This is a genomic window from Psychromonas arctica DSM 14288 (genome assembly GCF_000482725.1).
In the GTDB taxonomy this organism is placed as follows: domain Bacteria; phylum Pseudomonadota; class Gammaproteobacteria; order Enterobacterales; family Psychromonadaceae; genus Psychromonas; species Psychromonas arctica.
This window is the reverse complement of record NZ_AXWP01000001.1, coordinates 370,304-395,329: the sequence shown is the minus strand read 5'-3', so window position 1 is coordinate 395,329 and position 25,026 is coordinate 370,304. Positions and strand designations below refer to the sequence as shown.

At 36.9% G+C, this 25,026-nt stretch carries 17 protein-coding genes; 4 read left to right on the top strand and 13 right to left on the bottom strand.

Features of this window, described 5'->3' with window-relative positions; all coding sequences use genetic code 11:
* Positions 1-171: 171 nt before the first annotated feature.
* The 5 genes from H592_RS0101680 to H592_RS0101660 all read right to left on the bottom strand — a co-directional run bounded on the left by H592_RS0101680 (position 172) and on the right by H592_RS0101660 (position 5,522).
* Positions 172-957, bottom strand: a complete 786-nt coding sequence (locus tag H592_RS0101680) for a tRNA (adenine(22)-N(1))-methyltransferase TrmK (RefSeq protein ID WP_028867210.1) — start codon at positions 955-957, stop codon at positions 172-174.
* Between the two features lie 14 nt (positions 958-971).
* On the bottom strand, positions 972-3,182 hold the full coding sequence (locus H592_RS0101675) for a Tex family protein (protein WP_028867209.1): 2,211 nt from the start codon (positions 3,180-3,182) through the stop codon (positions 972-974).
* A 199-nt stretch (positions 3,183-3,381) separates the two neighbouring features.
* Entirely contained in the window at positions 3,382-4,542 is a 1,161-nt protein-coding gene (locus H592_RS0101670) for a cyclic di-GMP phosphodiesterase (protein WP_028867208.1), read from the bottom strand.
* An 8-nt stretch (positions 4,543-4,550) separates the two neighbouring features.
* Entirely contained in the window at positions 4,551-4,889 is a 339-nt protein-coding gene (locus H592_RS0101665; RefSeq protein WP_028867207.1) for a hypothetical protein, read from the bottom strand.
* Positions 4,890-5,150: 261 nt separating this feature from the next.
* A complete protein-coding gene (locus H592_RS0101660; protein WP_028867206.1) occupies positions 5,151-5,522 on the bottom strand; it encodes a TlpA family protein disulfide reductase in 372 nt (123 codons plus the stop codon).
* A 519-nt stretch (positions 5,523-6,041) separates the two neighbouring features.
* On the opposite strand from H592_RS0101660, the gene H592_RS0101655 reads away from it, so the two are divergent.
* Both H592_RS0101655 and fbp read left to right on the top strand, forming a co-directional pair.
* Entirely contained in the window at positions 6,042-7,334 is a 1,293-nt protein-coding gene (locus H592_RS0101655; RefSeq protein ID WP_028867205.1) for a DEAD/DEAH box helicase, read from the top strand.
* A gap of 541 nt (positions 7,335-7,875) precedes the next feature.
* Positions 7,876-8,880, top strand: a complete 1,005-nt coding sequence (gene fbp / locus H592_RS0101650; protein ID WP_028867204.1) for a class 1 fructose-bisphosphatase — start codon at positions 7,876-7,878, stop codon at positions 8,878-8,880.
* 177 nt (positions 8,881-9,057) lie between these two features.
* On the opposite strand, the gene H592_RS0101645 is transcribed toward fbp, so the two are convergent.
* Together H592_RS0101645 and H592_RS0101640 are read right to left on the bottom strand one after the other, a co-directional pair.
* The gene (locus tag H592_RS0101645) at positions 9,058-9,243 is read right to left on the bottom strand and encodes a putative motility protein (RefSeq protein WP_028867203.1); all 186 of its coding nucleotides are present in this window, start codon (positions 9,241-9,243) and stop codon (positions 9,058-9,060) included.
* A gap of 257 nt (positions 9,244-9,500) precedes the next feature.
* Positions 9,501-10,766 carry a dicarboxylate/amino acid:cation symporter gene (locus H592_RS0101640; RefSeq protein ID WP_211235600.1) on the bottom strand — a complete coding sequence of 422 codons (1,266 nt, stop codon included), beginning with the start codon at positions 10,764-10,766 and terminating at the stop codon, positions 9,501-9,503.
* Between the two features lie 237 nt (positions 10,767-11,003).
* On the opposite strand from H592_RS0101640, the gene H592_RS0101635 reads away from it, so the two are divergent.
* Together H592_RS0101635 and H592_RS0101630 are read left to right on the top strand one after the other, a co-directional pair.
* A complete protein-coding gene (locus H592_RS0101635; protein ID WP_028867201.1) occupies positions 11,004-11,579 on the top strand; it encodes a DUF2057 family protein in 576 nt (191 codons plus the stop codon).
* A gap of 474 nt (positions 11,580-12,053) precedes the next feature.
* Positions 12,054-12,653, top strand: coding sequence for a hypothetical protein (locus tag H592_RS0101630; protein ID WP_028867200.1), 600 nt, complete (start codon positions 12,054-12,056; stop codon positions 12,651-12,653).
* Between the two features lie 118 nt (positions 12,654-12,771).
* Here H592_RS0101630 and H592_RS0101625 read toward each other — a convergent pair whose 3' ends face one another.
* The 6 genes from H592_RS0101625 to H592_RS23125 all read right to left on the bottom strand — a co-directional run bounded on the left by H592_RS0101625 (position 12,772) and on the right by H592_RS23125 (position 25,026).
* Positions 12,772-13,275: a VF530 family protein gene (locus H592_RS0101625; protein WP_028867199.1), complete on the bottom strand. Its 504-nt coding sequence runs from the start codon at positions 13,273-13,275 to the stop codon at positions 12,772-12,774.
* 162 nt (positions 13,276-13,437) lie between these two features.
* Positions 13,438-13,902, bottom strand: a complete 465-nt coding sequence (locus H592_RS0101620; RefSeq protein WP_028867198.1) for a GNAT family N-acetyltransferase — start codon at positions 13,900-13,902, stop codon at positions 13,438-13,440.
* Between the two features lie 23 nt (positions 13,903-13,925).
* Complete coding sequence (locus H592_RS0101615; protein ID WP_028867197.1) at positions 13,926-14,354, bottom strand: VF530 family DNA-binding protein; 429 nt, start codon at positions 14,352-14,354, stop codon at positions 13,926-13,928.
* 68 nt (positions 14,355-14,422) lie between these two features.
* Positions 14,423-16,078 (bottom strand): PfaD family polyunsaturated fatty acid/polyketide biosynthesis protein, encoded by a 1,656-nt coding sequence (locus H592_RS0101610; protein WP_037070689.1) that lies wholly within the window; start codon positions 16,076-16,078, stop codon positions 14,423-14,425.
* Between the two features lie 11 nt (positions 16,079-16,089).
* The gene (locus H592_RS0101605; protein ID WP_028867195.1) at positions 16,090-22,143 is read right to left on the bottom strand and encodes a hotdog fold thioesterase; all 6,054 of its coding nucleotides are present in this window, start codon (positions 22,141-22,143) and stop codon (positions 16,090-16,092) included.
* Between the two features lie 9 nt (positions 22,144-22,152).
* Positions 22,153-25,026 carry a PfaB family protein gene (locus H592_RS23125; protein ID WP_051368877.1) on the bottom strand — a complete coding sequence of 958 codons (2,874 nt, stop codon included), beginning with the start codon at positions 25,024-25,026 and terminating at the stop codon, positions 22,153-22,155.

The following is a 25,026-nucleotide window of genomic DNA, read 5'->3' as shown; positions in this document are numbered from 1 at the left end:
GGTTTAACGCATCAACAGAAAAATGCTAATTACTAAACCAATGTAAGCCTTGCATCAAAGGTAAAAAAGCGTTCAAAATAAGGAAGCTATAGAATCAATCAAATTTTACATCAATTATATCAATCGACACATACTGTCTATGCAAAAAATGAATTACGACCTCATGCTCGATTATATATTTTTATATAATCGATTTTGTAAGCTCAAGTAATCTTTTAAGGCCAGGCTTTCCAGTTTTAGTTCCCTTCTATTACTTTTATTCATTTTTTTATAATGGTTAATCAATTTATTTAAATAAGCTTCATGACTAGCTTCTGACTTCCAAAGCTTATTACCCGTTACAGATAGCGGCTCACCTTGCAGTTGATTAATCAACATAAGTTCGTAGCCTCGATTATTTTCAATAATCAATTGTTCTTGTTTCAAATTAAAGCCTAGCTCAATTAGCGTCAGTCGTAGCTTGTAGGTGTGTTGTACAGGGCACAAAAGAAAATCTATATTTTCTCCTGAATAGCGTTGCATTAATCGAGTTATTATATCAATCATCAATTCCCCACCGACACCACTGATAATGACTAAATTTGCAGGCAAAATTTTATCAGATGGAATATCGCGATTATCCATTTCATCATACTCATCGTTTAAGTCTGAACGCTTTTCGCTTTGTAACACGTATGATTCAAGCTTCCTTATGGGCTCCAATTTTAACTCTGCAACATCCTGACACAAGGCTTGCCATTGGCTTCCCGCGGGAAGGTGATGAGCATATTTAGTTAATTTTTGTGATAATGACTCAATCAGCTCAGGTACAACATCTACAAAATTAACCTGTTTGATTAATCCATTTGCTAAGATTTTAAAGCCTAATAATCCATGATCACAGCAACAATCCCAAACAACCTGATAAGGTTGATTGGCCATTTTTGACAAGGCTAATAAACGTTTGTTTAATTTCATTTTAAAAATCTTTATCAGCTAGGTTGTTTAATGTTTTTCATGGTCAATGCAATCCGTTTACGGTCTTGATCAACACTCACCACTTCCACATTAACTATTTGCCCAACTTTAACGACTTTATGAGGATCATCAACAAAACAGTCAGACAACATGGATATATGCACCAATCCATCTTGATGCACCCCGACGTCTATGAAAGCGCCAAAGTTTGCTACATTCGTCACCACACCTTGTAACGACATATCCACTTCTAAATCACTGATTTTTCCAATACTTTGATCAAATTCTGCAACTTTAAATTGTTCCCTTGGATCACGGCGTGACAGAGTCAACACGGCTAAAATTTCTTGATAAGCCGACATATTTGATTGTTGATGGCTATTTGGGAGCTGATTTATTGCCGAAAGTGACAATGCTTCTGCACCATTATTAAGTACAACGTCTTGAATTGTTTTATTATTAAGCGCAATTAATTGTTTTGCTAATGGGTACTGTTCAGGGTGAAGTATGGTTTCATCTAAGCATTCATCCCCTCCATTAACAGTCAAGAATCCTGCTGCTTGTTGAAACGCTTTAGTCCCTAAACGTGGCACTTTAGTTAATGCCTGACGTGATTTGAAACGGCCATGTTGCTGTCTATATTCAACAATATTTTGTGCTAGCCCTGCATTTAAACCCGCTACGTGTGTCAGTACATTCGGAGAGGCAGTGTTTAAATCGACCCCTACTTTATTTACACAATCTTCGACCACCGCTTGTAAACGCTTTGCTAATAAAGTTTGTTGAACATCATGTTGATAAAGGCCAACACCGATTGCCTTAGCTTCAATTTTGACTAGCTCTGATAAAGGATCTTGTAAACGACGAGCAATAGATACTGCCCCCCTTAAGGTAACATCCAGTTCAGGAAACTCGTCTGCGGCTAATGCCGAAGCAGAATATACCGATGCACCAGCTTCACTAACTGATATAGCTTGAATATCACTGTTCAAAGTCGTTAATATTTGTGCTATAAATTGCTCGCTTTCACGTGAAGCGGTACCGTTTCCGATAGCAATTAGTTCGACATTATGTTGCTTAATCATCAGTTCAACAACATGTTTCGCTTGCTTTGTTTGCAATTGAGGTTGATGTGGATAAATAGTATTAGTTGCAATTAATTGACCGGTTTTACCTACAACAGCTATTTTACAACCACTTCTAAAGCCTGGATCTAACCCCAATGTCACCTTTTCACCTGCCGGTGACGCCATTAATAATGCACTTAAATTACTAGCGAATTGTTCAATCGCGTCATGGTCAGCTTGTTCTTTTAATTGAACAAAAATTTGCTTTTCTAAACTCACTGATAACTTTGTTCGCCATGCCTGGTCAATGACTTGTCGGGTCCATGAGTCATGGTCATCTTTAGCAAGGTATATATTGAGATGTTTGGCTATTAAGGTTTGGCAATAACTATAAGCTTTTTTATCTTTTTGAAATGGATCTGCATTGATTTTAAGACGAAGATAACCTTCTGCTTTACCGCGTAACATCGCGAGTACACGATGTGCTGGTAGTCTATTTAAACGTGAATTAAAGTCAAAATAGTCTTTAAACTTAATTGCTTCATCACGTTTAGATTTTACCACCACTGAAGACACTTCGCCTTGTTCAAATAAATGCAGTTTTAATAAATTTGTTAATGCAATATCTTGAGCTAATTTATCAACTGCAATCGCTAATGCACCTTCTAATACTTGTGTACTAGTGGTAAAGCCTTTTGCACTATTAATATAACGTTGTGCGGCCTTAGTTAATGGTTGCTTAGGTGAAGTCCAAAGTTGATCGGCTAACGCATTTAATCCTGCTTCTTCGGCTAATTTTGCTTTGGTGATACGGGTAGTCTTAAAGGGCGCATAACAATGTTCAAGACTGACTTTATCTTGTATTGCTTGAATTTCATTTTTTAGTTTACTGGTTAATTTACCTGCTTTATCAATTGCTTTTAAAATGCTTTGTTTACGCAAAGCTAATTCTCTAAAATAAATTAGCTTTGTCTCTAATAAGCGTAATTGATTATCATCTAAGGATTGTGTTAGGTGTTTTCGATAACGAGCAATGAATGGCACTGTATTGCCATCATCTAATAAATGAATGGCAGCTTCTACTTGAGAGGGTGAAATCTGACATTCTTTTGCTAATTGATCTTTGAGTTCAGAGAGTTGAGTAACAGAATTAGGCATATTAACGATCTTATAATCAAATAAATAGCGGCTATTTTTAGCATACTTGCATGATGTTTTCGACTTACTTTTATTTTACTTTCTATGAAAAAGGATTTTCTCTACCACGGTTAGCACATTTTCCATGTGAATTTTAAAACAATAAAAGCCTTAAAATTACATTATTTTAAGGCTTTTATTGTGGGCTAATAAGGGGGTGCTAAGCAATTGAAGGTTTAATATTCCAGTTCGCATAGCTATCTACATTTTTCACTTTAAGGTCAGTTGACGTACTCAGGTCAATCAACTCTGTTTGCACGTGTTGTTTTGTCTTAGTATTAAAGAAAATCTCTACAATTGGTTTTAACATATTATCTTTTATTTCAATCACGGTTGCTAAATAATCATTGTTTAATAACACAATCGATCCCGCGGGATAGATACCTACCGACTGTATAAATTGTTGTACTAATTGCGGATTAAAATGACTGCCTGATCCTTTTAATAAAAATTGAATCGCTTCAGAAGGCTTTTTGCCTTTGTGGTAACAACGGTCTGCGGTTAGTGCATCGTAAACATCAACAATCGCCGACATTTGACCTGCCAAGCTTATTTGGTCTTTATCTAGACCAAGTGGATAACCGTTACCATCGTATTTTTCATGGTGCATCGCCGCAACATCCATTGATATTTGTGACAAACCTTCGGTTTTTTCAAGAATGATACGGCTATGTACTACGTGCTCTTTCATGATCACAAATTCTTCAGGCGTTAATTTTCCTGGTTTATTTAGTATATGATCTGGCGTGAGCGTTTTACCGATATCATGTAATAACCCACCTACTCCTACTGCACAAATAAACTCATCAGATTTGCCCATGCCTTTTGCGAAAGACATCATAAGCACAGAAAAACTGACCGAATGTTCAAAAGTATAATAATCCATATTACGAATATGAGTCAGTCCAAGCAAGGCATTTTCGTTACGTAAAACCGATTCGCTTAGTTTTTTAATGACGGGTTCAACTTGTTCTAATTCAACGCATTGCCCCATTTTTGCACTATTCATCACACCACTAATAAACTGTCTTGCATCTTCGAAGGCAACTTTAGCAGATTCCAATTCTTCTTTAGCACTTTTAGTTTGTTGTTTTACCGAGGCTTCGGCTTTTGATTGAACGGTTTTATCAAGTGAAACGCCTGACCCTTTAGTCGTATCAATTTCAACCCATTTTATTCCCGCATCACGTATTTTTGAAATATCATTTTTAGATTTAAGTAAGAACTTAGTCGAAGTAAAGGGATTGTTTAACCAACCAACCACAAGGTGATTAATGTACATACCAACTTGTAGTTGGTCTGTAGTTATTTTTTTTATCATTTTAATCCTTAACGACCAAAATATTGGTTAATAATAGCTTCTAGGTTATCTTCAAGCTGCTCTTCAAAATGCGTATAACTTTCACCAAATAGAGATAAATATTTTGTAGCCTGCTCTTGAGTCATTGTTTTATTGCCGAGTTGAAACTTCATTTCACTTAATGTTTTGTCAAATCTAGGTACAATAAACCAATTTAAATAATGCGATGCACTAGCTTGTAATTGCGTTTGAGCAAATTCACAGAACTCATTAACATATTCTTTTCCTTCTGGTCCTAGCGATCCAGGTTCCATTCTAAAAATGACCGTCATTTTTTTTTCTGGAGTAAGATTATTAAGCAATGACATTATCGACCTTTCATTAGTAGTGTTACAAAAATAAATCATATAAAAAAATTAATGATTTAAGAGTATAAAATTAGCATAACTTTTAGATTTTTGTGGCCCTTAACAAATTAAATTTTGTTTCAGATCAATTATTGAGAAAATAATAATTTTAAGAGTTAATAGTCTTTACTAGGTACAAATGGCTTGGTAAAGACTATTAACTCTTTATTTGCATAAACTACACTAGTTTTATTGAGTACAGAGTAGATACAAATGGTTAAGTTAAATGATTGAATGCTGTTTAAATTTATTTGCTAGTTGTAATAATGCCTTTTCACTAATCATTTCAACATTGTCTGCACTGATTATATTACCTTTGTTAATGAGCACAGTGCGAGGAAAACCATGTCCTCCAAATTGCTCAATTAACCCACCTATTTCAGGGCTGATATATTCTCCTTTAGTTTCTTGAGCAATTAACTCAAATACGGACAAATTATATTCTGCAACAGCAGCAACAAATGACTCAAGATTAAGGCGTTGATCTGTGCAATCAGAGCACCAAGTGGCAGCTACATTTAAAATGAATGAATCTTTATTTAATATTTTTTGTTCAAATTCACGAACGCTGAGGGTTGCGAGTTGGAGAGACATTTTGTATTTCCTATTTTATTGTTGTTTTTTATGCGGTTTTAAGTATTGAATAGAAGTAATAATTACTTGTGAGTGTGCATTCATTAACAAAAACAGTTGAATGCGAGAACAGTGCTTTGATCAGTAAAGTAATTTACGGATCACGCTGAATAAATAAGGATCACAGCGAGACATTCAATAGTAAAAATAGCATTCTGAAATAACCAAACTAATAACAAGTAAATAATATTCACTCATTCTATAATAACAAAATTGTATTTACTTAAATAAAAGACCGTAAAGCAATATTTAATAGCACATAAAAACCAACAATATAGTCAATGAAAAGCGTAGAACACAGTCTTTTTGATTAAAAAAACATTAGACTGATGCAAACAACAAATAGCAAAAATAACAATAGGAACGAATAAACACCGTTAATAAATAAAACACATTTATTAGCAGTTATGTTTTTCATACATTATAAATGGATTTTGTTATACTGCGCGTTGATTTTAAGCGTATAAATTAGGTAACAATATGAGTGTTGATGCAGCAGGTCTATCTGCGAATCTTTTAAAGGCAGTGAAAGCCTGTGGTTATTCAAAGCTAACCCCAATCCAACAACAAGCAATTCCAATCATCAAAGCAGGACATGATGTTTTAGCAAGTGCACAAACAGGTACCGGCAAAACAGCTGCATTCACCCTTCCTTTATTGGATATTTTAGCTAAAAACCAACCTGATAATATTGGCACTTCACGTACTATCAAAGTACTTATTTTAACACCGACACGTGAATTGGCATTGCAAGTAGCAGAGAATGTTAAACAATATAGTCAATTTCTGCCTCTTACATCAGGAGTGGTAACAGGTGGTGCAAATGTATCACCTCAAAAACAAATGCTTAAACAAGGTGTAGATGTGCTGATCGCAACACCTGGGCGTTTGATAGAACACGTTAACGCACGCCAAGTAGATTTAGCACATATTAAACATCTAGTTTTAGATGAAGCAGATCGAATGCTGGATATGGGGTTCCTAACTGATATTCAACAAATTACTAATATTATTAAACAAAAACATCAAACACTCATGTTTTCTGCGACTTTTTCTAATAAAGTAAAAACTCTAGCTAATAAAATTTTAAATACCCCAAAAAATATTGAAACAGCTAAGCAAAACTCAACATCTGGCAAGGTTAAGCAGCAAGTTTACTGGGTCAGTGAAGCGCGTAAACGAGAGTTATTATCTGAGTTGATAGGTGTTAAGAACTGGAAGCAAGTATTAGTTTTCGCGGGCACCAAAGAAAGTGCCAATATACTCGCACAAGAATTGAAGTTAGATGGCATCAAAGCCGCATTATGTCATGGTGACAAAACACAAGGTGCTCGTAATAAAGCAATTCAACAATTTGTAGAAGGCAGTGTTCGTGTTTTGGTCGCTACGGATGTGGCAGCACGTGGTTTAGATATTCCAGACTTACCTTACGTAGTTAACTTTCACCTTCCATTTTTGTCTGAAGACTATGTGCACCGTATTGGTCGAACAGGACGAGCAGGTAAAAGTGGTAATGCAGTATCGCTAGTAAGCCCTAAAGATGAACAATTTTTAGATAATATTGAAACATTAATTGGTCGAAAATTTGAACGAATTGTATATCCAGGCTACGAATTTAACAGTACAACGGAAGTACAACAAGATGGTAAATCGTTCAAGAAAAGTCGTTATAAAGCAACTCAAGAACGTAATCAGATGGTAGAAAAGCGTAAAGCAGAAAATAAACCGTCTGCCGTACGTCGTGCAAAAAACAAAGCCAGAAAAGCACGTTAATAAGCACTATTGGTAACACTGTACTACCTTATTACAGAAGTGAGGTAGTAACACAATTGACTAATTTAATTTTCAATCCTCTCCTATTAAAAACTATGCGTAATAATTCTTATCAAGGATCAGTAAATAGATTAAATTCAAAAAACTGTTTACACAACAACTTAGTGTTTAATGAGACAAACCTATCTGAATTTAAAACAGATAATTTACAAATTTGAATTATAGAAATAACGTCGACAAGCCCTTGCCTCCCCTCTTTAACAGCTTTAATGAAAATTTGTAAGTGTTAATTAAACCTATAACGCTAAGTCATTCCTTCTTCACATAAAAGGTAAAAGAAATGTGATATCCCTGTAATTCAAAGATATAGGGTTGTAACATTATTGAAATACCTTATTGCATGGAATTAATTATAAGAAACCCCTTATTTGTAATACAATATACCTAGAATTTTAATTTATTAGAACTAGCTCACACCTTTTTATGAGCAAATTTTATTATTTATACTTATAATAAAATTCCAACACTTATTGGAGAGAATATGATCACTTTAGGCGAGTACATTATTGAAAAACAACATGATTTCCCAGAAGCTAGTGGGGAGTTAACGGGGTTATTAGGCGCAATTCGTTTAGCAGCCAAAATTGTTAACCGAGAAATTAACAAAGCCGGTATTGCTGACATTATTGGTGCCACAGGTATTGAAAATGTCCAAGGTGAAACACAACAAAAACTAGATTTATACGCTAATGATAAATTTAAATGTGCACTAGAAGCTCGCGGCGAAGTTTGTGGTGTTGCTTCTGAAGAAGAAGATGACTTCGTAAGTTTTGACAGTGAGCGAGGTATAAATAGTAAATACGTTGTATTGATGGACCCACTAGATGGCTCTAGTAATATTGATGTGAATGTTTCTGTTGGTACTATTTTCTCAATCTACCGTCGTGTTAGCCCTGTTGGGACGCCTGTGACACTAGAAGATTTTTTACAACCAGGTGTTAAGCAAGTCGCTGCTGGATATGTCATTTATGGTTCATCTACCATGCTTGTTTATACCACCGGTAACGGTGTTCACGGCTTTACTTGTGATCCATCTCTAGGTGTATTTTACCTATCACATGAAAATATGAAGACGCCTGAAACAGGTAAGTGTTATTCAATCAATGAAGGTAATTACTTGAAATTCCCATTGGGTATTAAAAAGTATATTAAGTTCTGTCAAGAAATTGTACCAGAAGATAACCGCCCTTATACCTCTCGCTACATTGGTTCATTAGTTGCTGACTTCCATCGTAATCTATTGAAAGGTGGTATATTTATGTACCCATCTACGGCACAAGCTCCACTAGGTAAGTTAAGATTGTTATATGAGTGTAATCCAATTGCATTCCTTGCAGAACAGTCAGGTGGTATTGCAAGCACAGGTACGAAAAGAATTATGGAAATTGAGCCGTCTGAATTACATCAACGTGTACCATTTATTTGTGGAAGTGCTGGTATGGTAAAAGATGCTGAAAAAATGATAGCTGATTATCCTGAAGTATAAATGGTTTTGTTCTAACTATATAAACACCGTAAAAATGCCAAACTTATGTTTGGCATTTTAGTATCTATATTAAGACTTTTGAGCTAATTGATTCAGTCTTTTAACATTCATTAAAATGCCTAATAACAATTAAAGTCCACTGTAGTAGTAGACATAAGCGCTCCTTAATAGGAGAAGCTATACATGCGTATCAATATTATTACCTTTACTACCTTCCGGCATAGGCGGAATTGACTCTAATAATTGAGTTGCCTGTTGCTCGGCTTGGTCATTGCTCTTTTTTAATAAATTAACATTGACCGTTTCCAGCGTATTTATTTTAGTTTGTTCTGTTAGCACACTGCCAACGACACTCATATCCATCAATATTCTCCTTATCTGTACCTTTGATAGCTTCATTTTTTATGTCGAAATCTGTTAACTTCTATGCAGCTTATTTTTCATATTGACTTGTAACAAGCAGCTAAAAAGTAATTAAAAATGTAGCGGCATGATATGTTATCGACAGAAACTCATATTTCTTGAGTTTTAAAGATAAAAAAAGGAGCTAGGCTCCTTTTTAGTAGCTGAACTTCAGCATTAACTTAATTCAAGAAAAAAGCAATTAAATCTTAATGTCATTAACGTACTGTTGCTTCATCTTCTAATTCATTTTCTTGTTGCTCATGGTTTGGGTTTAATCCATCAACAATAACAGCACAAGCCGCGTCACCGGTAATATTCAATGCAGTTCGAATCATGTCAAAAATACGGTCCAATGCAAACAACAATGGTAACCCTTCTATCGGGATCCCTGCTGCTAATAAAACGGCAACGACTAAAAATGACGGGCCAGGAACACCAGCTTGACCAATAGCACCAATAGTGGCAGTAAAGATAATAGCGGCATAGGCTCCAAAGGTTAAATCGACATTAAATACCTGAGCAAAAAACACAGCTACTAGGCCGTAGTAAATAGCGTTACCGCTCATGTTAATAGTCGCCCCTAGGGGTAACACAAAAGAGGCTGTAGAGTTATTGATATTAAGTTCTTTCTCAACCACATCCATTGTCACTGGTAGGGTTGCCATAGAAGAAGCAGTGGATAATGCAACCGCTTGTGGGGCTTTCATTACCGATAAAAAATGACGTACAGAAACTTTAGACAGTAGTTTGATTAATAATGGGTAAAAACCAAAACCAAATATAAGGATTGCCACTACGTAAACGACAAATAACTTCATTACCATGGTAAGTACATCAAATCCAAACGTACCCACAGCTTCTGCCATTAGACCAAAAACACCAATGGGTGCAATACGCATCACTACATTAATCATCCAAACAAAAGCATCAACTAAAGCCGATAACGCAGACATTAATGGCGCTGACTTGTTTTTATCTACTTTAGACAGCGCAATACCAAGAAATAAACAAAAAACTAAAACTTGTAGAATATTTGCATCGTTTAAAGATTGAAAAATATTGGTAGGAATCATGCCTAATACTGTCGCAAAAAATCCAGGTACTTCACCTTTATCTGCATATTCATTAGAGAACATTGAATGCATGCTGCTTAAGTCAACCCCAACACCTGGTTGAAACAACTCACCTAAACCGATTGCTAACGCAACTGCAACAGCAGATGTGAGCATAAAAAATGCAAAAGTACTGATCCCAATTTTACCTGCCGCAGGGCTATCGCCTAAATTAGCGGCTCCGGTAATGATGGCAGCTGCTACAAGTGGTATCACTAACATTTTAATAAGATGAATAAAGATAGAGCCCAATGGAGCAAACACCTCTGCACCTGGTCCCATATAAGCACCTACAGCAGTACCTATTACCATTGCAATAACGACTTGAGTACCTATGTTAGAGAACACATTTTTCTTAATTTTAACCACGCTGAATCCTTTTATTGTTTTGATAACTAAATTAAACTAGCTCTAATATTGAGTAACAAACTACCCTAAATAGTGTAATTGAAACTGATAACGATCAATCTTTCTGCTACCAGTGATCATTGTCTCAATTTTATAGTGATAGATCACACCTTGATATACCAAAGCGAAGCAGAATCTGTCATATTGACCATATTTACTCAATTATTTATTTCGTCTCTTTTTATTAGGAAAAAACATATGAAAATCACAGGATTATTATTATCCCTGGCAATTAGCCCTCTCGCTTTTTCAGGTGAAATCATCGCCAATAACGGTATCAGTGTCCTAGCTGTAAATGGTGTAAAAGTGGAAAGCTCATTTTTAAGCGATAACACGATAGAAGTGAAAGATGGCAAGCAACAAATTGCCGTGAGATTCAGTAAGAAGTTTGATATTGACGATAATCGTTTTACAGAAAGTAGACCGTTTTTGTTAAATGTAGATGTGAACGGTAAAACAACTATTTCAACTGATAAAATGTATAGCGCTGTACAAGCAGGTCAAAAAATTCAAGCAGGTTTAAACTGGTATGTTACTAATGATAATGGTAAGTACCAAGTTGAAAACCCCACTGAATTACATGGTAATGGCTTGTTGCCATACAGTGATATCGAAGCATTAATCGCTGACACAAATCGAGATAACAATATAGATGTTAGTTCTGGCACCGTTAAAAAAGTAACCACAAATAGCTTAATTGATGAATATAGAGCAGCAACAGTTGAGCAAAAGAAACAATTTAAAATATGGTTGATCAACAACGAAACACGCTAAACAATTAGATAAAAAAATATTTTGTAAAATGCTTTATAACAATAGCTTTGCAGGAGATGGTTTATAAACAATGCATATTGAACATTAATAATACTGTTCATGGCAAATTAACCTCTCCTTATGCAGCACCACTTAGTATCACCGCATGCCGCGGTATAGCGACAATGCATGTGATAAGCGCTGTAATAATAGTTAAGACATAGTGGGTGAACAATACCTTGGTTACCTACTACGTCTAGTTTTTTGTATAGGTTAGCGATATAAACCTGGAGCAGAATAAGGCACTGACTCGAATTCCATATCTAGATTTGAAGTAATTTATAACTGTTACTTTTATGGTGAGCCAGTTATCTAGCAAGCTATTTTTTGTACCAAGCAAAAAAATTTAAAGCAAAACATAATCATTGTTTGCCCTTTACTATTTTTCTTTATCTAGTTTTTTATTTAAGGTGTCGATAAAATAAGGAGATTCATGTGATCACAGTAGAAACCCCTGCAAGTTTTGAATGGAACGAATCAAATAGTCAGTGGGTAAAAAATTATTTAATACCTAAAACCCCCCTATTATTATCTTTAACTCAGGGTTTAGGAATCGATATTAATAATATGTCTGAGACACAATTTAAACAACTTTGCCAGTTACTTGAAACCACGGCGGAAGGTCGTGAATTACGTAATAAAATGTTTAAAGCTTGGCGAAGTAAAAAATCACGTGATAGTGATGATGGAAAAAAGCTATATACCTTTAACTTATCTATTAAAGCGGGTGATCAGCTAAAAAAAGTTGCCAAAAACAAAGCGTTAAATAAAACCCTAGAGTCCCTTATTTTTGCCGCTAAAGAATCTGCACGTGATGAAAATAAAATGCAGCAAAAAATTGATAGCTTAAGTGTGGAAAATGATAGATTAAAACAGCAGCTATCCGAAACACAAAACCAAGCATCAAACGGCAGCGATATCAATAACCTTGAGTCTTTAATTAAAAATGACTTACAAGTTGCTGAATTAGCAAAGTTAGAAAAATCTCAGCTGATCAAACAAATTTTATTACTGAAGAGGAAGTTAAACAAATAGGTATAGTTGTTTAACTATTAATGGGCATAATAATAATATAGCTAAGCCATAACTATTTATGGCTTAGCTATCTATTTCTATCTCTTAATAATTTATTTCTTAATTATTAGCTCGCGAATTAAACGTTCCAAGGGTTACTTGGGTCATACTTAGGCTCCGCTTTATCAGCTTTTTTATTTGCCACTTTATTATCGCGCATCGGATGTTTACTATCTTGTCTGCGTGATTGATGACTTTGGCGCTTTTCATTTTGTCGCTCTTGAAAGGCCGATGCTGCTTTAGCTTGCGATAACTCTATTGATTCAATGGTTAGTTTCATTGGGGACAAAGGTACAATACCATGCTCAAAGCCTCGCTCACGAGGATCTAAGTGGAATTCAGCATCATTAGGTTTGGGCATACGTTTAAAACGATACAAGTAGAAACTCTCTAACTTTAAACGGGCCCATTCAGTTTTTTGTAAAAACTTCAAACTGCCTTTAATGCTTGGGTTCACGTCAAAACATTTGAAACGTGTTGCTGCAAATAAAATTTTCCAACCATAAAACTCTACTAGTTCTGTTAATAATGTTTCTGTTTTCAAACCATGAAGTGGGTTGTTTTGTTGTAATTCGGCAGACATGTTCTTTCCTAAGGGTATTAAAGGTATTTCAATAAACAGATTAATAGTTAATGAATCAAAGTATTAGATTAGTTCAGGTTTTAAATAAGCTAAACGATGACAGCATCTACTATTATTTTTCAACCGCATTATAGCAGTGATTTCAAGTAACCGTCATTGGCTTTATGACAACTGCGTGTTGATTAGCGTCATTTCTACATGTTCAATTCCATCTTCATCATAGGGTGATGAGCAAATAATAAAACCCAATGACTGATAAAAATGTTGCAGATGAGATTGAGCTGATATTTTAATAGCAGGTGCTTGCATTTCATCTTCTATGAAATGAATCGCCTTTTGCATTAGTTGCTTAGCAAATCCTTTGTTACGTGCATTAGGGGCAACGACTACTCTCCCTATGGCAACTTCTGGGTAACTTGTACCTGCAGGCAGTACGCGGCAATACGCTACTAAATCATCATCTTCTTCAGACATTAATAAGAAATGTAATGCCTGTTGGTCTAAATTATCGGTGTCTGCATACAAACATTGCTGTTCAAGTACAAAAACGTCTTGTCGCAGTTTTAACACTTGATATAAACGTAACGCAGATAATTCTGAAAAGAATTTAATTTCCCAACTTAACATGCGCTATTCCTTCACTATCTGCACTATTTAACACCCCAAGGATTACTTGGGTCATAAACTGGTTCCTTTTTAATGATATCTGCTGATTTTTCATAAATACGATATTTACAGGCAATATCAACACGGTCAATCATTGCATCGGTGATCGGTTTAGGTTCACCTGGCATTTGATCTTCTGGAATATTTCGGTCTCTAGGTGGTTTAGCTAATAACTTTGGTTCAGGATATGGATAAGCCTTAAATTCATACAAATAAAAAGTCTCGACTTTTTCACGAGCCCATTGATTGTTACGTAAAAACTTACTGGTTGATTTCATTCCAGTGTGAAAATTAAAGCGATCAATCAATAATGCATCACTCAAACCAGGCCACGTGTAATGTTCTGATATTTCAGTTAATAACACTTCTAATTTTAATCCATATAATGGATTGTTTTGTTTTTTTACGGTCATGTATTACTCTACTTTTATATTTGTCTGATACTTTCAGCATAACTTGGTATTGCTAATAGTTTATTTTATTAAGATAAAAAAGAATGTGCCGGATGATAATTTAATAAACTGTTGTGTACTGTCACACCTTGGTATTTGAGTTGATTGATACGTTCTAAATATGCCGCACCAGTTAATAAATGTAGTGCTACATCGACTGCATTACGTTGTTGGTAATCGACTAAATAACTGTCTTTTACCCAACTGTTAAAGGCGCCCAAACTCGGTCCAGCCCATATTTGATAGTCCATTTCACGCCCCTTTTCACCAATATTAGACCAACGAGATGACAATCCTAAATACCAACGAAAAATAAGTGCCATTTTACGTTTTGGGTCATTCAATGCTCTTGCTAACATGTCAGGGTCACGCTCATGGAAAAAGGCTTTGGTAATATCCCAAACTTGGTCGAGGTTTTGACGGAAGATTTGTTTCTCTACTTTCTCTCGCTCAAGTGCCGGTATTGCTTCGATACTAGGGTAGTTACTGTATAACTCATAAAGTTTATTCGCACGCATGGCAAACATTGAGCCACGTTTTACAACTTGAAGCTTAACCCCCATTTCAAACATATCTGCAGCGGGTGCCATGGTGACATCGGCCATCTCTATATTCGCCAATAACTTTCTGGTATGTTCTGACGCCCCTGCTTCTACACAGGCTTGATTGACAGAGCCTAACACAATATAAGCTGCGCCCATATTGAATGCAGCAAGCGCAGACTCGGGGGTTCCTATCCCTCCACCCGCACCAACACGCAGTGGCGTCACATAGTTATACTTGGCTTGAAGTTGATCTCGCTGTTTTAGAATTGTCGGTAACAAAGTTAAAAAGGGGCGATTATCCGTGTGCCCACCAGAATCAGCTTCAGCTGTTATATCGTCAGCCATTGGTACCTGCAGTGCGAGCTCTGCTTGTAATGCAGTAATTTTCCCCGCAGTAAGTAGTTTTGTTAAAAACTTTTGCGGTGCAGGTGACATAAAACGTTCAGCAACTTCAGTACGAGATACTTTTGCAATGACTTTATTTTTAATCGCAATACTGCCATCTGGATTTTGTGAAAGACCTGCGACTCTATAATGTACAATGTGTTCTGTTAAAGCTAAAAATGCGGAAGCTTCAACGGTGTTAACACCTAGTTTCAAAAATCGCTCTACAGCACCAGACTCTAATGCCGGTTCGCTAGGGGAATGAATTAAATTAACCGCAAAAGGTCCGTTAGGTAAAGCGACTTGAATGCGTTTAATTGACTCTTCAATGACGTCTGGAATAAGGCCAGCAGCGCCAAATGAACATAGCAAGCCAGCTTTACCTAGCGCAATTACCAATTCCACAGAGGCAATACCATTCGCCATCGCCCCACCGTGATAGGCATATTTAACGCCATGTGCTTTTTTAAACTCTGCAGAACCAAGTTCCTCTGCTTTAATCGATTGAGCAAAAGCCAGTACTGGTAAAACAGAAGCTGACTCAGGTTGTACATCCTCTTGATGGCTCATAAGTTGATGAGTTACTGCAATCTCATTATTCAGTTTAGCTAAATATAACGGCTTATCAGTGGCTAATAATGCTTTTTTTAGGCTAACAGGGTCATCGCTTAATGTTGAGGCTGCGACTTGCCAATTCCAATCAATTTGCTGTTTATTGATCTCGATAAGTGCTGCTTTATTAGTTGATTGTGTCATTATTTTTCTCTTTAAGCTTCAACGATACTTAGGACAATGTCTTTCACTTGATAAATTCGTAATCCATCTTTGGATAGATTTGCATCCCCTATTAAGCGAACTTCGGATGTTGTCGTGATAATTTCTTTTAAGTGAACATCTACGTTCATTTTTTTATTAAGTGGTGTAATTTGTCCTCGATATTTCCACACTACTTTTGTCGTCGGGGCGATAAAGCGAGGGGTAGTGAACTGTTTACCTAAATCATTTGTTAACGCATAACATTGTAGCAACTCGATAATGGCTTCAACCCCTAACGAGCCAGGCATCACCGGATCTTGATGAAAATGATAACGGAAGAACCAATCGCTCGCATCGATAGTACGCTCTCCATAAATATAAGCTAATTTGTGTTCACCGCCACCTTCTACAATACTAACGCTATCAACAAAATTTAATTGTCCACCTGCTAGACGGTAATTTGGTTTCTGTGCTGTGTCTGTGAATAAATTAAGCTTATCATCGGTGAGATCTATCTGCTTGATATCGGTTGCAGCAATATTATGATCAACAAACCACGGTTTAGTCACTTGACCGTTATCAATCCCTAGTTGGTTGGTCAATGATTCGGCACTAAAATAACCAAACACAGCACCACCACGGTAAATTGTGTCACCATCGACACTCAAATCAAAACTAAAACTTTGAATGATAGCGCCACCAGCCATGCTCGTCGACAATAAAACAGATTTATTGACAATGGTTTTACCTCGTAAATCGAGCTGTTTAAGGATTTCTCCGTGACCATCTAAATTACGAAAGTAGAGATCTTTTTCTGGGTACTTTAAGGTTGTCCCCATATAGGCTGAAATGAATCCATTAGGTTGTAGTGCAATTTCCATTAATAATGAATAAGGCATCCAATCGCTACAGCTGTTTTTAGTAAAATACCATGCATCGTCAGGTACTACATATTCCGCTGTACAGCTCGCTGGAGTTTTAAAGTCCATACGCTTGCCCTGCACGTCAATGACCTGAGTAACAACCTGTAAATCCCCGCAGGGTGTTCGTGGAGGCGTTCTACCTTGGTAAACATCAAAATCGTGCCCGAAGCATTGGCTTATATTACCCGTTGCAAACTCAAACATGTGCCAAGGTGAAAATGGCACGGTATCGGGTTGTCTGTTTTGACCACTAATATACGGTGCTGCAAAATGTTGAATGGGTACCACCCCTTTATTAGTGGCTGCATTAAAGTCAGATTCAACACGCATTAGAGGACGATTAGGATGTGAAAATGGTTTAATTCCTCTCTCATCAACAATCTGATAATTAGTACTTTGGTTTATCACTGAATCTTCGACTGCGCTATTCTTAGCAAAAGTAGTCGATTTAGCCGTAGGTATAGTAGCGGACTTATTAGCCTGTTGTGCGACGGTCACCTTTGTCACATTGTTAGGTAAGCTCACTGGAAAAGGACTAGTATCATCTTGTTCTTTGATTTCCATGCATAAATTTTTAAAATCAACGACCACTTTTCGATCCAAGATAATATCAATATTTGCTTTAATAAATGGACGCGGTGACATACCAATCGCAGTCACTTCCATTCGATAAGTTAAGGTATTTATTTGCGGCGTTACTTGCCCTCGGCAACGAACCGTTTGTGCTTCACCCGCCATCGGTTGGAAGCGTGCATTATTAACGTTACTATTCATGCCTAGCCACAGCATAAAGAACATTGCCATTTGACCACAGCCTTCGGACATTAACGATCCAGCCATGACTTGATCATCTTTAAAGTGGCAAGGGAAATACCAATGTTCAGGATCTAATTGTTTTTGCCCTTCTAATAAACCTAATCCCCAATGCCCACCATTTTTATCAATGTGAGTGATCCGTTCAATCATCAAGAATTTTTCAGAAGAAAATTTCAATGAAGGATTACGACCTTGTTGATCATAAGCATCACCAAAACATCCTTTTATATCACCATGCACTAATTTTAACATCGATTGATAATCGTATTGTGTTTGAGTATTAGCAATTAATGGACTAAATGATGATTTGACTGCACTATCGCATTGCGCTTTATCACTCGCAGTCGCAATAACCCCTTTGCCGTCGGCCAATTCTTCATCAGTGAAAAATCCTGCACAACCATTACGCATGATTAATACTTTTTTATCACCGACAAAACAATCGTAATGGAAGAAAAACAGTAATTGCTCTCCATTTTTAGCATAAGAATCGATATGAATTTCGTAACGTAGTGTTTCGCCACCAAAAGCCATCTCTTCTAAGAATGTTAATTCGCAATCTAATAACCGATAAACACGTTCCCCTTTGTTCTGGAAATCAATGCCGATATAAGAAATTAACATTAAATCACATTGTCCTGATTCAACTGAAACCGACCAAGGTATTTGCCCATCAATTAAAAAAGGAGCATCTAATGGGATATCGTATTCAGTGAACATGGATGATTTTTTGTATTGATGTATTTCTGCGTCTAATTCAGTGACTCGGCTAACTAATAAATAATCCGTTGTTGGTAAACGGACACGACGTTTATAGTTATCAATCACACGATATTGTTCACCAAATACATTACCTATTTTACCTTCAGCGAACTCAACTAATTGTGCATTATCAAAAACAACGTTTGAAGGTTTATTATATTGCGCCACAAGCTGCAGATCTGGATATTGATAACCATGCTGACCTTGAATGGGTAGTAGACCTAATCTTTTTGTTGCAGCCGTAGCCGAAACATTAGTTTCGTTCAAAGGTTCTATTTGATGTTGCACTTGCGTAACATTCTGAGCTTGCGTTGAAGAAGAGAGTGGGCTTGCAGTTGAAACTTGTGCCTGTAGCTTTATTAACGATGAAATCTGCTTTTCAGCCATAAATCGTGCACGCAAAAAAGCATGATGTGTTTGATTTTGTTGCTCTATCGTACTACTCACCTGAGTCAACACGTTGCTTTTACGCTCTCTATCCATTTCATTACCTGCATTTTCTTTATTGAATGCATTTTCTGCATTAATAGCATTTATTGTTATTTTTGGTTTATTTTCAGTCATCATTTCAACGTGCTTGCTGCTATCAGCTATCTTGATGGACGTGTTTAAATAAGCCTGCTCAGGCACTTTCAGCTGCTCATTAAAAGATCGTTGTACTTGTTTTATCAGAGGATTAGTTTTTTGTTGGCAAATCGCATCAAAGATTGATTTGCCTCCTAAGGTTACCGTTTTAATTAAACCAGGTTTGGTTGATGCTACAGCAGATGCAGTGATCGGTTTTGTCGCATAATTGTTTGAAAGAATAAGATGTGCAATGCTGTTGTCTAGCCCTAAACCATTAATAGCAACATAGCGGGGTGTTTCACTGTGCTCGCTTTCTTTAAGTGCTAAAACACTGGCAATTAGGCTCGCCATACCTGATGCATTGTAACAATGCCCGACTTTTTGCTTAGAAGAAACAACCCTTGCCTGCTGATATATGTTAGTTAGGGTATTATGCTCATTGCTTAATTGCTGCTCAGTGCCCGCAGCAAAAGCTTCCACTTGGCTAATTCTCTCTGCGCTGATACCCGCTTTTACTAAAGCTCGAGCAACAATATTCTGATTATTTTGTTGATTATTATTAGGTGTAAATAAACAAGCCTCAATATTTGCATACACGTTTTTCGAGTTACTTTTTACACTGCTTTGTTCAGCACTTTCCGCACCAGTCTTTGAGTCATTCTGATGACTCAGCTCAGCTGATTTTTTCTCCGAGGCTTTAACAACAATCGCACCGGCACCTTCACCCACTAACCATTGCAACTGTTTTTCTGGACTAGATTGTACTTGCCCATTTTCTGCGACACCATTAGCAACATAATTAGCGTTCGAGTGATAGCCACGATTGCTAAAGCGCTGTCTTAAAGAGATATTTTCGACGCTGCCCGCTAAATCAACGCTTGCTATAATAACCGCTTCGACTGCTGTTGTTTTTAATAAATTATCAGCAATATCTACACATTTATAGACTGAATTTTCTTCACTCGAGACCGTAAAGGCTGGACCACTGAAATCCCATAATGCAGAAATCCTTGATGCCATAATATTGCCAATAAAGCTGGTGTATTGATTAAGTTGCGCGGGGTCATTAATACTCTGTTTACTGATTGCCGTCAGTTCTGCGAGTTGCGGTGCAGTTAGTTCGATACCCTGTTGTAATAAGCTTTGCTGAATTTGGCTATGCAAATTAACTCGTCCGCGGTATTGGTGAAGGTCAAGCTCTAATCCCATAGCAACTAATACGGCCACATTACTACCTGGCGTTAAATTCGCATCTTTTGCGGCATTATCGGCTACTTTCATCATTAATAATTGCTGCGGAATTAAGCTGTCTTGTTCATTAGGAGGAATTTTAAAACGTAAGAAGTCAATTTCAAACTCACTAACATAATTACCTTTCGGCGCTTTTGTTAGCCCTAGTTTGTTTAACACCGGTAACTGCTTCTCAATACCTTGCCAACGTTGCGTTGGTAAATCGACAAAACAATCTTTTTCACTATTCAAAAGCTGTTGATAACTCAAAACACTATCAATCGAACCAAAATGACAATCTAACCCAACAATCGCAAGACTTTGAACATCATTAAGTCGATTAGTATTTTCTGCTTTGGGAGTATCTCCTGCTTGTAAAACTAGATGCGCATTACTGCCCCCAAAACCAAATACACTCACGCCTGCAGTATTTTGATGTTCAGCGTCAAAGAAATCTGACTTTTTCGGCCACGCAACATTCTGAGTTGGTATTTGTTGTGCTGAAAAATAACCTTGTTTAGTATTAATAGCATTATCAACATTAATGGTTGCAGGGATCATTTTTTCATTGAGGGCATAAATAGCTTTAGTCATTGCAGGCATACCGGCAGCTGTTAACAAATGCCCTAGATTAGATTTTGCAGAGCCTAATAGCGGTTTATGGTCGTATTGACTAAAGAATTGTTCCATTGAACTTAATTCGACTTTATCACCTTTGGGCGTTCCCGTGGCATGACATTCAATATAATCAATTTCACGTGGATCAATTTGCGCATCTTTATAGGCTTCTTGATAAGCGAGTATTTGCCCTTTACTGTTCGGGCTTAGTACAAATTCTCCTTTGCCATCATTGGTTAAAGCACCACCTTTGATCACTGCATAAACATGGTCACCATCACTTATGGCATCACTATGTCGCTTAAGCACCATCATGCCAGCCCCCTGAGCGGCAAACAGGCCTTGAGAGTCTTGGTCAAAAGGTGCATGTCGATTATTTTCAGGGAAAGCTTGGAAAATTGAAAAACCCATATTAACAAACAAAGAATCCGCAGCCGAGACAGCCCCTGCTAACATCATATTTGCTTTGCCCGTTTGTAAATAATCACAGGCTAATTTAACGCTATAGCATGAAGAGGCACAAGCAGCATCCAACGCAAAATAGTTGCCACCTAAGCCATTAACTTCAGCTAATAACGCAGCAGGATAACCAGCAACAAGTGCATTATAAGGAGATACATTTTTGGGCTTAGCAAAAGGAAGCAGGTTAAATCTTGAATCAATTGTTTGTTGTAATGCGAGTGCGACCACATCACGGTATAAATCTAAAAACAAATGATTTGATTGTTTTGTAGGGAAAGACAAATTACCTAAGATCAAACCACAATCACTTAACTTGTCACTTTGCCAGTACCCAGCATCTTGTAACGCACGTTTAGTGACGTACAGAGACCATCGATGCAAATCATCAAGTTGGTTTAAATCATTTGTTGTTAATCGATGACCATTAAATGATGAATCTGTAGATGGCATAGCCGGTAAATATTCAGTAGCATCAAATTCAAAGTCACGAATATAACCACCATATAGGCAATAATATTTATCATTTTCACCCTTTTTACCTAGGTATTCATGTGGGTTAACCCCTAGTTCATTTTCAGTAATGGAGGTTCTATTATCTTGCTGCTTAAGCAACTGTTGCCAAAATTCCTCAGGCGCACTTGATCCTGGAAATAAATTAGCAATACCCACAATGGCGATGTTTTCCATAATTACTCTCTATAATACTGAAACTGGTACTGAAGCAGACACTTTTTTAACCGGACGTATTAATGACCCATTAAAAAAAGGCTCTAAATTAATAGGATAACCAAGGCTTAACAATGGGCCAATGGTTTTTAAAATAGCACTATAATCATCTAAATTTTTCTGATTAACAGATAAACAAGTGATCGGCTTTGGATTGTTTTTTAAAATACGTTCAATCCAAGTACTCAATGATTTCCCCGCCCCCATCTCAATAAAAACATGTTCACCAGTGGCGGCTATTTTGTTTATCAAGCGTGGAAAATCAACCAACTCGGTTAAACATTTACTAATACTCACCGCAATCGCTTTCTCCGTAACAGGTACGGGTAAATAACAAGAACTAGAGAACAGTTGGCAACTTACTTTTTGTTTGATCGCTAATGAATACAATCGCAGCATGTTTTGATATTCACTTTTAGCGAGTTCACAGTGAATAATATTGGGTACATTCAATGCAATAGCGCGTAAGTTTAAAAATTTAGCTAATGCTAGACATTGTTTAGGATCACCAGCAATTACTAGACTCTCAGGCGTATTAATAATGGTGATATAAACGCCAGGGAAGCCATCAATCACTGATTCAACGTCTAAGATCCCCGCTTTGAGATGATACGATTCCCATTGGTCATTATTGAAGCTTGTTTGTGAAATGCTTTGTAGTCGTTTTAGAGGGCCAGATAACTGTTCAGTGAAAATGTGACTTTCTCTAAATCGTTGGCTCATTAACTGTGGGGTTTGCCAGCAATCAAGGGCAGCAAACATACTCACCTCCCCCATACTATAACCGGCTGCACTGGTCGCTTTTATACCTAGTTGCTGTTGGAATATGGCCGTTAATAAGCAAGCATAACTAACACCTGCTTCAGCAATATTCGCCAACTCTGCGCGTAACGACTTTTCTAATGCTACGGACATCTTAAAATCTGTTTCATGGACTAAACGAGGTGTCATTAAATTATCTTGCAGGTTATGTGCGAGATCATCACTGATCATCGACAAAGTTTGCCAACACTGCGGAAATAAACGCAATAGATCTTTGCCCATGTTGACATATAAAGCACCTACGCCTGGGTAGATAAAACTAGCTGGTTTAAGTTGTTTCGATGCGGTTATAGCTTGTCCGCAAAAATAACTGCCAACTGGCGTTTTCCACGGTTTATTATTTTGATGCGCAGTTACGACTCCAGATAACGCTAATTCAATTTGCTCGTTTAACGTTGAAAAAGAAGAGGCTAATAATACAACACAATAATAAGACTTAGCGTTATAGTCAGTTTTAGCATCGGTGAGCGTGTTGAAATCAGAAGATAAACTGTTTTGTTGTGTAACAAAGTCAGTAAAAGTGCCACGCTTCTTTGAAGGTAAAGTAGCTGTAGACTGTAGTAATACTTGCTTTAACTGATATGTTAATTGTTTGATGTTTGGCGCACAAAAAATAACAGGCTTCAAAGGCTGTTGAGCCAAAAATCCGTTAACTACTGTTAATGTTTCATTTTGTTTATTAGTCGCTGCAGACACACTAATTAACTCATGCATAGAGTTTAATTTAGCCGTCATCGGTATTGACGAGTCACTTGTTTGAGCTTGTTTAGTCTGCTCAACATTACTTACATTCTTACTTACACTTGTACTTATATGGTGGATATGGCTAACAATAATCTGACGGGGATTAGTCTGTTGTGTGCTTAAATAACTAGTGGAGTGAGGTAAATAATAAAATGGCGATTGCTGCCATTCCACAAAACGATCATTCTCAATATTGTTTTCTTTAACACTACTTTCTTTAAGAAAGTTTTCTTCTTTAACGTTGTCAGCTTTAGAAGCAGAGTTTTCATCCTTAACTGATCGATCAGCAGGCATCGGAACAATACTTTGTTTACAGCCCAAACGATAACGTTGATCCAAACACAATACAGCAGCAACTAATGATAATAACGCATCAAAATTAGCCGAATCGGTGTTAACACATTCTACTGTTGTTAGTTGAGTCGATTTTTCAGGGCTTGCTGCTTTATTACTAATAGTATCTTTATGTTTGTTAATACCTTTGAGATGGAATGTATCATCTTCAACAGATAAAGATTGAAAAGCACTTAACCAGCTTTGTTGATGTTCACTTCGAGTGACGCGATACTGAGAGTCAGCAAAAGACTGACCAGTAAAGACAGACTCAATGTCCTGCAGCTGATGAGTCGATATAAAATCTTGTATATGCTGACTCATCCCCTCCTCGACGGTAGCTTGTTGACCCGTTAATGGCTTGTAAGAGATTGCATTAATTTCCGCATAACAATGACACGAAGAAAATTGCCGTGAAGGGCTATTAACTGCTGGCTCGCTCAACAAAGGAGTGCTATATGAGGTTTTATCACACACTAATAGCGCAGCTACACCATCATTACCCTGTTGATTCACAGAGAGAATAATAACGGCTTTTCGCTCTAATGCTCTATCTTCAGACGTTGTTTCAGAGCAGAGGTGTTGAGCTGTTCGTAATGCTTGTGTAGTTGATAAAACAGGGGTTACACTAAAAACATCGGTCTCTAAGCCAATTTGCTCAGAGAGTGATGGCTTGCGTTCAAGAGAAGATTGTTGCGACGTTTCCTGAACTTGATCACTATTCTTACCATCAATCTCATCGACTATCACTAAATGAACATCTGACGCTAATAAATGATTAACTGTGACTAACTGTTTAATCACCTGCTTTGCATCATCCACTAGTTGTTGTGGATTAGCAGACCGTAAAAGCGAGATCGATTCATTATTGTAAAGATGATAATCGAATGCATCAGTATCATTAACTGATGCAAAACGTACCCATAAACCGATCACTGCAAGCAT